The following is a 12,798-nucleotide window of genomic DNA, read 5'->3' on the forward strand; positions in this document are numbered from 1 at the left end:
AAATTATAATTCTTTATTTTGCTGGCTTAAATAACACCTAACTAAAATGAATATCGTTATAGCGGGAGCAGGAGAAGTCGGAACACATCTCGCGAATATGCTCAGCAAGCAAGAGCATAATATCATGTTGATAGACAGCGATCAGGAAAAACTGGAATTACTCGAAAACCAGCTGGATGTGCTATCTATCGTAGGATCATGTACCTCTATCGGAGCCTTAAAAGATGCCGGTGTAAACAAATGTGATCTATTCATTGCGGTAAATCATTTAGAAGACCAAAATATCAATTCAGCCATTTTAGCCAAAAAATTAGGAGCGAAACAGACGATCGCCAGGGTAAACAACAGCGAATACCTGGAAAACGAAAATAAAGAGTACTTGAAAATGATCGGGATCGACTCTCTGATCTATCCCGAGCGTTTAGCTGCAGAAGAGATTGTCGCCTCTTTAAAGCAAAGTGGATCAAGACAATTACACGAATTCTCCGACGGGAGACTGCAGCTCTTAGGTATTAAACTATGGGAAAATGCCCCGGTTTTAAATTTGACCCTGATCAAAATGGCTGAACGCTATGGAGCTCAGAACTTTCGGGTCGTTGCCATAAAAAGAGCAGACAGAACCATTATTCCGAGAGGATTAGATTCTTTTATGTACGGAGATTTGGTCTTCATTGTAACGAAGCCGTTTTATGTCCCCAATATCTTTGCCCTCTGTGGAAAATCACAATATGAAATTAAAAATGTCGTTATCGTGGGAGGTTCCCGCATTGGAGTAAAAGCAGCTTCTCTGTTAGAGAAAAACTACAATGTAAAAATTATTGAGAAAGACCGGGAAAAATGCATCCTATTAGCCGACAAATTAAAATCGACCTTGGTTATCAATGGCGACGGACGGGATCTTGCCCTTCTCCGGGAAGAGGGAATCAAAAATACAGATGCTTTCATTAGCGTTACGCACTCTTCCGAAACAAACATACTGTCTTGCTTATTAGCCAAGAAATTAGGAGTAAAAAAGAGTGTAGCGGAAGTGGAAAATATCGATTATATCGATCTTGCTGAAAATATAGGTATAGGAACATTAGTTAATACAAAATTAATTGCCGCCTCACACATCTATCGTTATACCATGAATGTAGATGTAAAACACCTGAAATTCCTGACGTTTTCTGAGGCCGAGGTTTTCGAATTAACGGCAGAAGCAGGTTCCAGGATTACTAAAAAAACATTGGCAGATGTAAACTTCCCCCTTAACGCAACAGTCGGAGGGGTCATCCGGGATGGCGAAGCCATTATTGCCAAAGGAGACGTACAAATTGCAGCCGGAGATAACGTGGTTATTTTCGCTTTGCCTAATGCCGTAAAAAAAGTAATTAAGCTCTTTCAAAGATGATTAACTTCCGATTTATCGTTAATATCATAGGAAAACTTTTATTAGTGGAAAGTGCCTTTCTCATGCTTTGTATCGTTGTTGCTCTAATTTACGGGGAAAACGATTTACTGGCATTCATCTATTCCACCCTAATCACGTTAACCGCCGGATCACTTATGGCATTTACGGTAAAAGTCAAGGACCGGGTTTTAGCCAAGAAAGACGGGTATTTCATCGTAACTTCTACTTGGGTTATTTTTACCGTGTTCGGTTGTTTACCCTACTTGTTCGGCAATACCATCCCATCCGTTGTCGATGCTGTCTTCGAAACCATGTCCGGATTTACCACAACGGGTTCTTCCATTATAAATAATGTCGAAACACTTCCGCATGCGACCTTGTTCTGGCGCTCCCTAACCCAATGGATGGGAGGTATCGGAATCATCGTATTACTACTTGCTATCCTACCCGGTTTCGGGATTGAAGGACGCGATATGTTCGTGGCGGAAGTAACGGGTCCGACTCACGATAAATTTACGGCCACATTCACCTCAACAGCGCAACGTATGTGGACTCTATACTTATCCCTAACTATTTTACAAACAGGATTCCTCCTCTTGGGCGGAATGGATCTTTTCGATTCCATCTGCCATTCATTTACCACCATGGCAACCGGAGGATACTCGACGAAACAAAATAGCATTGCTTACTGGGATTCAGCCTATATTCAATATGTATTTATTATCTTCATGTTTTTGGCAGGAACGAATTTCGGGCTCATGTATTCCGTAATTCTAAAAAAGATACGTAACCCTTTCCGGGATGAAGAATTTAAACTCTATTTTCTAATTGTCATCGTATCCAGCACAATTATTGCCTCAGGGCTCTATTTTAACGGGTATTCCGATTTAGAGAAAAGCATACGCGATGCATTATTCCAAGTCGTTACCATACAAACGACCACAGGATACGCTACAACCGATTACCTTCTGTGGCCTCCTCTTTTGGGCATTATTATTTTCGTATTGATGTTTATCGGGGCTTCGGCAGGTTCCACCGCAGGCGGATTAAAATGTGTCCGTTTAAGCCTGCTGTTTAAAAACTCATTCATCGAGATGAAACGGATCATACACCCCAACGGGATCATTAACGTAAAGTACAATAACAAAAGCGTGCATCCGAACATCATGAGCGGGGTGATGGGTTTTGCCATCCTATACATCTTCATATTCGGTATCTCCAGCGTTATCATGTCTTTTTTCACGAAAGATATTGCAACAGCCTGTAGTGCCGTAATTACCTCTTTAAGCAACGTGGGACCAGGATTCGGAGAAATTGGCCCGATGGATAATTTTTCAAGTCTGTCTGATATCGCAAAAATATTTCTGGCAATCCTAATGTTAGTCGGTCGTTTGGAGGTATTTACCGTACTCGTTTTATTCAGTAGGACTTTCTGGAAAAAATAACTCAGCCGGCAATAAAAACGGCGCTCTCTTAAAAGAGACCGCCGTTATATCATAAAAGTAAGTGATCTTATAATTCTCCCAATCCCTGACGTAATACGGCTATTTCATCTCCCGTACAATCCAATACGGTCGAAGGAATATTCTTACCGTAACCACCGTCAATAACCATATCCACCACTTTTTCATACTTTTCATAAATCAATTCCGGATCCGTAATGTATTCGACTTCCTCATTGGGATCTCCCTTTACGGAGGTTGTCAACAAAGGCCCGCCTAACTCTTTTACGATGGCCTGCACTATAAAATTATTGGGAATCCGTATTCCTATCGTTTTCCGCCTATTCATCAACACATTCGGTAGTTTATTCGTGGCAGGTAACACGAAGGTATAAGGGCCCGGCAAGTACTGCTTCATCGTCCGGAATACCTCATTATTCACCTTTGCGTAGATAGATATATTACTCAGATCTTTACATATCATTGAGAAATTTGCCTTCTCCGCTTTTACACCGCGAAGGGCCGATACCCGTTGCACCGCTTTCACGTTATTAATATCACACCCGATAGCATAGATCGTATCGGTAGGATAAATAATCACGCCTCCGTCGTGTAACAAATCCACAATTTTCCGAATCTCCCTTTCGTTGGGATTATCCTCGAATAAGCGTACAAACATAACCCGCTGATTTACGAGTTCACCTTCTTGTAATCAGCCAAGAATGTAGCCAAACCACTGTCTGTCAACGGATGCTTCAATAGCCCTTTGATAGCACTTAACGGACAGGTAGCGACATCCGCTCCGGCCTCTATACATTGAATAATATGTTGCGTATGGCGTATCGAAGCGGCTAACACTTGGGTATTGTATCCATAATAAGCATACATATCCACAATTTTTTCCACTAATTCAATACCGTCACTACTGATATCATCTAATCTACCGACAAAAGGAGACACATAGGTAGCACCTGCCTTAGCAGCCAACAAAGCTTGTCCCGGTGAAAAAACCAAAGTACAATTCGTACGAATTCCTTTTCCCGAAAAATATTTTATAGCTTTAATTCCATCCGCGATACAAGGCACTTTCACTACGATATTGGGATGTAAGGCAGCTAACTCCTCTCCTTCTCTAATCATTCCTTCGTAATCAGTCGAAATCACTTCCGCACTAACATCTCCATCTACGATGTTGCATATCTCGATATAGTGTTTTTTGCAATTTTCTACTCCTTTTATTCCTTCTTTGGCCATCAACGAGGGATTTGTTGTCACTCCGTCCAGTACCCCCAAATCATTAGCTTCCCGAATCTGATCCAAATTTGCGGTGTCAATAAAAAACTTCATTATCTTATCATTTTTAGGTTTAACATCATGAACTGCACACAAAAGTATAAACAATATCTGAATATTATTAAAAATGAAGAATTAAAATTATCATTCTCAACTCAATACACCAAATAACAACCAAGCTATCAATAAGGTAAAAAATACATTAAATGTCTGGGCTCCTAAAAACGCATATGTCGAACGTCTGTTTTCGGAGGTAATCAAACTCCTGAAATCCGTTTCCAAACCGATTGAAGTAAACGCAAGCGCAAACCACAGCCCTTGAATATTTTTCAGAATCGGTTTTGCCTCATTCACAACGGCCGGGTCTATCATAAAAGAAAACACCAAAGAAGCAGCAACAAAACCCAATACAAATTTCGGAAAACGGGTCCATATTACTTTTAAAGTCGGTTTTTCCTCTACTCCCTCTACCTCCTTTTTGGTATAGGACCAATATATACTGATTAAAAAAGCGGCAATACCCAATAATACATTCTGAGAAAATTTCACAATGGTACTGGTTTGCAAAGCGACCTCCCCGTATATAGCTCCCGTTGCGGCTACAGCTCCGGTAGTATCAATCGTTCCTCCTATCCAAGCCCCCGCCATATCTTCCGGCAAACCGAGCAATTTAGCCAAAGCCGGCATAAGTATAATCATCGGGACAGCCACGACCAGAACCAACGAAACGACATAGGACAATTTAGTCTTATCCCCCTTGATTGCCCCCGCCGTAGCCACGGCAGCCGACACGCCACAGATGGAAACAGCACTGGATAACATTAGGGCCATCTCTTTATCAATGCCCATTCTCTTGCATAACCAGAAACAAAAATTCCACACGACAAAGACAACAATACAAGACTGTATCAACCCTAACGAACCGGACTTCAACAAGTCTCCAAACAATACGGTCGTTCCCAATAACACCAATCCGATCTTCACAAAAAGTTCCGAAGAAAGGGACTCTTTCAACCATTTGGGAATAGAAAAAACATTGCTAATGAAAAGGCCGATCAATAAACTGAATATTACTGTTTCCAGTCCCCAATCCTTTAAAAATTTATTCCCGCCGACGACCATAGCCAAAAGTGTCAAAAAGAATACGACAGGGAAACTATAGATAACGGATTTAAAACCACGACCGGTCATTTTTCCGGCGATCAATGCCATAATAAACATAAACCCAAACACCAAAAGAGCGTGTCCCACGTTATCTAAAGCAAACACTTTATTCATTAAGACGTCTGCATCCGGCCAACTAAAAGAAGGCCAATGCGGTTTCAACTGAAAAATAATCAATAAAATAATAAACCACCCCACAATTGCTGAGGTCCAATCTTCGGAAATCTTAAATTTGCTCATCTGACTAATTCTTAAATTTATTCGGTGGCAAAAATAAGATACATTTTTTTTCAATACATCCGCATTTTTACTGATTTTGTATCAGTACATTTCCAACATCCCCTTTATAGCACCCCAATAATATTCTTTCCAGCCTTCCACAATTTCATCATACACCTCATCCGGGATATGGGTATGCAATAACTCCACGTGAGTCGTCTCTTTTTTCTTCTTCAATTCAATCGTTACCACCGAAGGATTTTCAGTCTCTCCGAAAAACCACTCCTGTACCAACCTCTTATGAGGCTCGACCTCCAGGTTCACACCACAGATATCCCCCTCCCAAAGAGAAAAGACAAAGCCTTTTTCAGCCTTCATTTGTGCCGGATAACCGCTCCAAAGCTCGATTTGAAAAGGATTGGTCAAAGCCGCAAAAACCTCTTCCGGATCAGCAACTATTTCAACTGTATATTTAAAATCCATAAGCTTTTCCATACAAAAGAAAAGGCTGATTTATTCAGCCTTTTCTCTTTTTATCTATTTAATTTATTTCTTCTTATATTGCGCATTCAACTGTTTCAATATGTCTTGTGTTATATCAAATCCGTCTTCCGCGTAAAAAACAGTTCCTCCCAAGGTTGTACTCAAGATCAAACTATATCCTTTATCCTTGTTGTATTCTTTCAAAAAAGCAATAATGACATCATACAACTTTTTATTGATTTCGTTCTGTTCACGTAAAATACTCTCCTGCGTCTCTTGTTTCAAACGCTCCATGTTCTGGCTTTCAAGTACGATATCGTAATACTCTTGGTTGGCACTCTCTCTGGTCACGAACCCGTTATTTTCCAACTTACGTTGATATTCTTCTTGTCTCTTTACCAGAGACTTCATCTTCACGTTCATGTCCGTCTTATACTTCTCTATTTTTTTCAAAAAAGCCTCATTCAATTCTCTCGACTGAGTATAATTGCTCAACAAGGTATCCATATTGATATAAACGATTTTAGCTTCCGGATTAACAACTTTTACTCCTTCCGATTCGTTGCCTGTTTTGGTATTTCCTGCGAAATGCAAAATATACAATACGACCACGGCAACTAACAATAACACATTTAATCCTATCGAAAAATTTTTCATAAAATATAACTTTGTTATTAATAAATCGATTAACTGGAAACGGCTTTCCCGGTGGGAATAGTTTCAGTTACAAAGATAGTCTTTCTTCTTTTAGTTAGCTCGTTTTTCCTTTTTTTCTACATAAAAAATTTTCTTTAACAGGTCCACTTCATTCTGTCGAATCGGACGATACCGCTCACTTAGTTCACGAGAGATATGAAGCTTACGAATCATTCTTACCGACTGTACCCCCACCCCAAATCCGACGTCCACGTGTCCCTTGTTTTCTACCGTATAAGCGAATTTCTCTATCTGCATTTTCTGATTCATTTCCCGGTCCATCTTCGTTACCGGAGAAAAAGCCCCGGCAACAATCCCTTTTTCGTTATACAGGGCATTCTCCATCCTGGCGTCCGGCTTATAATCTTTCAATAAATAACGGGGAATAACAACAACCTCTGCCAATAATATAGTATCTCGGGTCATAAAAATTCCCAACAGATAATCTTTTTGAGTAAGCGTATCGCTAACGACAACTTTCACGGGTACATATCCCACGTGAGAAAAGATCAAGGTATCCCCCAGCTTTACCTCAAAGGCAAAACGTCCCTCCCGGTCCATTCCCCGGTAAGTCCCTTCCCATCGACAGATGGCATCCCGAAGCGGAAAAACACTATCCCGATCACATACCACTCCCGTAACAAACAGTTTATCCTGATTCTCAACCTGCCCGTTGACACTATTTATACCATAAAAAAAGAAAAATAATAGGAATAATCTAAATTCTTTCATTTTCCCGAGCGATTTCACTATTCTGCAAAATATTCAGCAATAGCTCTCTTGCTCGAAACAACTGAGCTTTAACAGTTCCTAAGGGTATTGCCAATTCCTGGGCAATCTCTTCATAAGAAAATTCGTCAAAGTAGCGTAACTCTATCAATTTCCGATAACGTCCTTTCAACATCGCCACTTTTTCACGCATAAATTCTGCGCGTTGATTACGGATTGTCTCTTCTTCCGGACTCAATACATCCGCCGGGACACTATTGATATATCCCCGGTCATCCGGATTGATATCATCTTTATCTAAAGAAACGGTTAAGGCTTTTTTCTTTCGAATAAAATCAATGGTATTATTCGATGCAATTTTAAATAACCACGTACTGAACGCAAATTGAGGAGAATAATAGTTTAAACTCGCGAAAGCCTTTTCAAATGCTTTGAACATCAAATCTTCCGCATCGGTACGGTTATTCACCATCTTCAATATCATGAAATAGACGGAATCTTTATACCTTTTAAACAACTCTGCATAAGCTTTTTCGTCACCCCCAATCGCTCGCTTTACAATTTTATAATCATAAAGCGCTTTTTCTGATAAATTATTCGTTATCTCCATTTCTTTCTGTTAAAAAATGAATATCCATTCCAGTACCATCGATAGGCAAAACCCACTGTACTTACGACTAACGAAGTTAGGAATAATTTTCTTTGTTTTAGATGCTTAGAGTAAATATTTAACAATATAAAATCCAATAAAAATGTTAAAAGAACTAATATTAATAAATATTCCGCAAAAACACCCGTAATTATAAAGTAAAATGATAATCCGTAAAATAAAACACGCACAATCTCATCCCCTTCCACTTGCGCACGCAACAGGATCGGCCATTTAAATTTACTGGCAAAGTAATAAGAAATTTCATCCGCTCCACTCTTTTTATCGTTTTCATCTACAATTACATAACTATTCGGGTCTTTAACTACTCGAACTTTTCCAAACTTAGACAATTCCTTAACCATATCGTTATCGTATCCTAAATATGATTGCGAATTTCCCGTGAAACCGCGGTTCGTTATATAATACGATTTTCTATACGCCATGTTACATCCATCTCCTAAAATATATTTTTTCGATTTCACGAGAAAACACATTTTTAAAAAACGCAATAGCCGAAAACATCGCCGATTCATCATCCCGGGGCCATCTCCGGCGTAATTGGAGAATCCTAATACGACCGCCGTATCCTTATCAAAATAGGATTGCATTGTTCTTACCCAAAAAGAAGAAGCCGGACGACAATTGATCTCTGAAAACAGTAATACGTCATGTTTTGCTGCCAGTATACCTATATTAATCGCCAGTTTCTTCGTAAAACGAAATTTAGTGTCGGGAAAGATACGCGTATAACGTAATTGAGGATATGCTTTTTGCATTTCAGCTAAAATATCCTGAGTATCGTCCTCCGAACACTCATCCACCACGATGACTTCGTAGTCGTCGTAAAACTGCATTAAAAAACTCGGCAGATTTTTCTTCAGGAACCCGGCATTATTATGAGAAACAATAATAACCGAAACCCCTTCTCCCGTACCTCCCGCTCTTTTTTTATCCTTGACCAGAATGGAGATGCTCTTATATATGACGTAAAACAGGTGAATTCCCCACAAAAAAAGCAGAAAAATCACCATATACCCGTAAAACCCATACCCCTCCCATATAATCCGAAGATTCTCCATAATACAAATATTTGTTCAATCGTGCAAAAATCGGACAAATATACATACTTAAACCTTAAATTACCGTATCTATTGAACAATTTTATTTATATTAGAAGAGAATTTGCGAACACAAATAGCTATACTATGAAAGGACAAAAAACAAAAGGAATTATCGGGATATTAACGGGAGGAGGAGATGTCCCCGGCCTGAATCCGGCCATACGAGCCGTAACCATAAGAGCTCTGAGAGAAGGCTATAAAGTAATCGGAATACGGAGAGGTTGGAAAGGACTCATTGACATCATCCGCGATCCGGCATATGACAATTCGGATAACTTTTTCGAATTAACAGAAGAAATTGTAAATAGAGCCGGACGCACGGGAGGAACCTTTCTCCATACCTCCAGAACACGGGCATCTCATGTACCCAAGGCTAGCGTTCCGAAACATTTGCAAGACAAGTACACGGACGATATAAACGACTTAACACCGGAAGTGCTCAAGAACCTTGATTTCATCGGAGTGGATTTTCTCATCCCCATCGGAGGAGACGATACCCTCAGTTACGCGGTCAGATTGAGCCAGGAAGGGGTAAGAGTCGTCGCCATCCCCAAAACAATGGATAACGACGTACCCGGAACCGATTATTGTATTGGTTTCAGTACCTGTATTACCAGAACCATCTCCCTTACCCACGATCTGAGAACCTCCGCCGGTTCGCACGAACGTATTCTGGTTCTGGAAGTGTTCGGTCGATATGCCGGATTCACGGCCATGCTACCCACATTAGCCGGAGCTGCCAACCGCTGCGTTATCCCCGAATACCAATTCGACATTGAGCTATTGACGGAGCTGCTTTGCGAAGACCGGTTTACCAACCCAAGCAGGTATTCTGTCGTCTTAGTTTCGGAAGGAGCGACTTACTCCGGAGGAGATATGATTTTCCAAAGCGAAGAAAAAGATATGTTCGGACATAAAAAATTAGGAGGAATAGGAGACCTGATCTCCCAGCAATTAAAAGAATTAACCCCACAATTCAATCGGGGAGAAGCCATCGACACGATTACCCAAAAATTAGGCTACCTCGTACGCTGCGGAGATCCGGATGCCTTAGATTCCATTGTCCCTATGGCGTACGGAAATCTCGCGTTAGACTTAATCAACAAAGGGTTACACGGACGATTGGTCATCCTTAGGAACGGCCGCTACGACAACGCGCCCATAGAAATCGTCACCAGTTCGAAAAAATTAGTCGACGTTCAAAAGTTCTATAACACGGAACGACTTCGACCCAAATACAACAGTTTCGAATTTATGCCCCAAATGATCTTATAGAAAAAGCGGTCTCTTTGTGGGTTTCCTTTTTTTCGAAATGAATTTTAATTTTGCTTAAAATTCACTGATTGATAACGTGTTAACAAACGATACAAGTACGGATTAAACCGTATAACCACTATTTCGCCGAGAGTCCTACACTTTTCAAATAGGCTTCTATGTAGGTTAATTAAGCTGACTTGATGCCTACCAAGGCGAATTAAAAGTACCATTTAACTAACACGTTATCCTTTTATGTACACGATCAACATCCGGGGCAAACAAAACCCCAAGGACCAGAAAATGGTCAAGCTGGAGATGATATTCTTTAAAACCGGCTATACCCGCATACCAAGGGTATTAAATATTACCGGTTCATTAGAGGATTGAGACGCCAAATCACAGAGTTTCCGTGTCGGCCGTGCGGAAGCGACTGCCAAGAACAAACTGTTGTTCGATTTGCGTACCAAATACCTACATATGGCCGACACGCGGGAATCGGAAGAACGCAACAGGTCTCCGGTTCAACATTCACATTGCTTTGACGAAGTGAAACAAACCCAATCGGAGGGCAAGGTCAAGTCAGTTCTTCAGACTATCTCGAATTACGTTTCAAAGAAAAAAAAACGCATCAAAAACAACCAAATCATCAACAGTTCCAACAATGCGAAAAAATACGCCGAGTTACGCGGGACCAATGCCTGTAGGAGGCACTTTTTCCTCGGTCTCCTTTTTCAAGGCGAGTTCGGTAGATTCCGACCGCTCTTTTTCGCCTTTCCGGTTCCTTTCTTTTTCCCGCAGGTTACGGCGTTCCATAAGTTCGGGGAAATGCCGTTTGATAAATTGTCCCAGCGAGCAGGCGTGCAGTCCGAAACGGCGGGCGATGGATTTCAAGGATTCCGGGGTCGTTTCATACAGGTGTATGGCTTCCTTGTATTTCTCCATGCTTTGAGGCGATACCATTTTACCGTTCTCCGTCTTTTTCATTCCCAAGCTGGCGTGCAGTTCCGGCTCGTGTTCTTTCAGGTATTGTCTAAAGCATTCCGGATGCAGACCGAACTCGGCGGCGACCTTTGCCGTTGTAAGTCCGCCCTCTTTCAACCGGGCTATGGCGTCCGCGTATTTGGCTGCCGTAGCAGGGTTATATCTTCGAACGGCTGACCAGTCCACAGGCTTGCCTTCCTCGTAAGGAATACCTTTTCGCCTGCAAACCAAGTCCTTGTGCCATGTTTGCAAGTATTCGTAAAACCCTTTTATCGACACCCCCGCCTGCTTGGCTATCTTTCTGGCGGACAACGGCGTAGTGCGGTACCAGTGTAGAGCTTCCGCATATTTCTCAATTGTTTCAGGGGAAGGGGCATGAAGTGTTCCACGCCCCGTTATCTTGCCCTTGCATTGCTGTCTTACAGCCCGCTCGCGTATCTTGATGCGATTTTCAACCAACTCCTTGTGGTAGAATATCAAGTGTTGTTTCAATCCGGCGTAGGAGACATTGCAACGCTTGGCGGCATCCTGTACCGTGATATAACGGTCGGCACGCAAAAGTTCCACCGCCTCGGCATACTGTTCTTTGCACCACTGGCGCATACCGCGCGGCAGGTTATCGTTCAAACCCAACTGTTGACGTGTCCGCTCACGAAATTCCAGCACGTCGGGATAATGTGTAATCAACTGTCTGGCAAGGTTCGTACCGTCCAATCCGAATTCACGGGCAATCTGCGATACGTTGCATGCAATATATTCCATGCTGTCACACGCCGCAATAGCCTCCTTGTATTTGGCATGTGTTTCGGGATGCTGTCCGCATCGCTGACTTATTTTAATACTGCCGGCTTCCTCCAGACTGTATTTGATACCCTTTCGTTTCAGCATCAAATGGCGATGATAGGTACGGATATATCGGGAAAATCCGCTGAGAGAAACTCCGCACTGCCGACATATCTCGACATAGGAAAGATCAGTGGCAGTGTACAACTCCAGTGCTGAACGATATTTTGCTTCCGTCTCCGGCTTGCACCCTCTTACCCGGTTAGACCCGTTCTCTTTTTCAAGGCTGCTCCGATTGATTTTGCTTTTTCTGGTGATGTACAAATCACTCACACCACCGCTAATCGTCAAATCTCCACCGGTGACTGTCAGGTTATGCCCCGTACCATCAAGTGCATATCCATCCGGAATGGTAAGCGTGATGTCTCCTGCTAACCCGAGCTGCAAATCGTTATTGACGCGGATAACCTTGTCCTCGCCGCAATACGCATCCAGCTCTTCCGCGTTGCCGGAGGCGAGGGCCGTCATGAGGTTTTCCAACTCTTCCTGTTCGCGGATTTCTTTCACGGCCATCTTGACAATACGGTA

The 12,798-nt window shown here is 41.8% G+C and carries 12 protein-coding genes; 3 read left to right on the forward strand and 9 right to left on the reverse strand.

What is annotated here, in order from left to right; translation table 11 throughout:
• Positions 1-46: 46 nt before the first annotated feature.
• Both trkA and QZR76_RS07970 read left to right on the forward strand, forming a co-directional pair.
• Entirely contained in the window at positions 47-1,390 is a 1,344-nt protein-coding gene (trkA, locus tag QZR76_RS07965) for a Trk system potassium transporter TrkA (protein ID WP_294142036.1), read from the forward strand.
• On the forward strand, positions 1,387-2,835 hold the full coding sequence (locus QZR76_RS07970; RefSeq protein WP_294142038.1) for a potassium transporter TrkG: 1,449 nt from the start codon (positions 1,387-1,389) through the stop codon (positions 2,833-2,835). Before trkA ends, QZR76_RS07970 begins: the two co-directional genes overlap by 4 nt.
• A 67-nt stretch (positions 2,836-2,902) precedes the next feature.
• Here QZR76_RS07970 and QZR76_RS07975 read toward each other — a convergent pair whose 3' ends face one another.
• The 8 genes from QZR76_RS07975 to QZR76_RS08010 form a co-directional block, all read right to left on the reverse strand.
• Positions 2,903-3,511 carry an L-threonylcarbamoyladenylate synthase gene (locus QZR76_RS07975; protein ID WP_294142040.1) on the reverse strand — a complete coding sequence of 203 codons (609 nt, stop codon included), beginning with the start codon at positions 3,509-3,511 and terminating at the stop codon, positions 2,903-2,905.
• Between the two features lie 11 nt (positions 3,512-3,522).
• Positions 3,523-4,179, reverse strand: coding sequence for a fructose-6-phosphate aldolase (gene fsa / locus QZR76_RS07980; RefSeq protein ID WP_294142042.1), 657 nt, complete (start codon positions 4,177-4,179; stop codon positions 3,523-3,525).
• Between the two features lie 96 nt (positions 4,180-4,275).
• Entirely contained in the window at positions 4,276-5,529 is a 1,254-nt protein-coding gene (locus QZR76_RS07985; RefSeq protein WP_294142044.1) for a putative sulfate exporter family transporter, read from the reverse strand.
• 81 nt (positions 5,530-5,610) lie between these two features.
• The gene (locus QZR76_RS07990; protein WP_294142046.1) at positions 5,611-5,991 is read right to left on the reverse strand and encodes an SRPBCC domain-containing protein; all 381 of its coding nucleotides are present in this window, start codon (positions 5,989-5,991) and stop codon (positions 5,611-5,613) included.
• A gap of 63 nt (positions 5,992-6,054) precedes the next feature.
• Complete coding sequence (locus QZR76_RS07995) at positions 6,055-6,648, reverse strand: OmpH family outer membrane protein (RefSeq protein ID WP_294142048.1); 594 nt, start codon at positions 6,646-6,648, stop codon at positions 6,055-6,057.
• A gap of 90 nt (positions 6,649-6,738) precedes the next feature.
• Positions 6,739-7,419, reverse strand: a complete 681-nt coding sequence (locus QZR76_RS08000; RefSeq protein ID WP_294142050.1) for a hypothetical protein — start codon at positions 7,417-7,419, stop codon at positions 6,739-6,741.
• Complete coding sequence (locus QZR76_RS08005; RefSeq protein WP_294142052.1) at positions 7,406-8,026, reverse strand: sigma-70 family RNA polymerase sigma factor; 621 nt, start codon at positions 8,024-8,026, stop codon at positions 7,406-7,408. Before QZR76_RS08005 ends, QZR76_RS08000 begins: the two co-directional genes overlap by 14 nt.
• A complete protein-coding gene (locus tag QZR76_RS08010) occupies positions 8,017-9,147 on the reverse strand; it encodes a glycosyltransferase (RefSeq protein WP_294142054.1) in 1,131 nt (376 codons plus the stop codon). Before QZR76_RS08010 ends, QZR76_RS08005 begins: the two co-directional genes overlap by 10 nt.
• A gap of 126 nt (positions 9,148-9,273) precedes the next feature.
• Here QZR76_RS08010 and QZR76_RS08015 point away from each other — a divergent pair, with 126 nt between their 5' ends.
• Entirely contained in the window at positions 9,274-10,464 is a 1,191-nt protein-coding gene (locus tag QZR76_RS08015; protein ID WP_294142056.1) for an ATP-dependent 6-phosphofructokinase, read from the forward strand.
• A 663-nt stretch (positions 10,465-11,127) separates the two neighbouring features.
• Here QZR76_RS08015 and QZR76_RS08020 read toward each other — a convergent pair.
• A complete protein-coding gene (locus tag QZR76_RS08020; protein ID WP_294142057.1) occupies positions 11,128-12,657 on the reverse strand; it encodes a hypothetical protein in 1,530 nt (509 codons plus the stop codon).
• Positions 12,658-12,798: the final 141 nt, after the last annotated feature.

It is taken from the genome of uncultured Sanguibacteroides sp. (assembly GCF_900543425.1).
GTDB lineage: Bacteria > Bacteroidota > Bacteroidia > Bacteroidales > Marinifilaceae > Gabonibacter.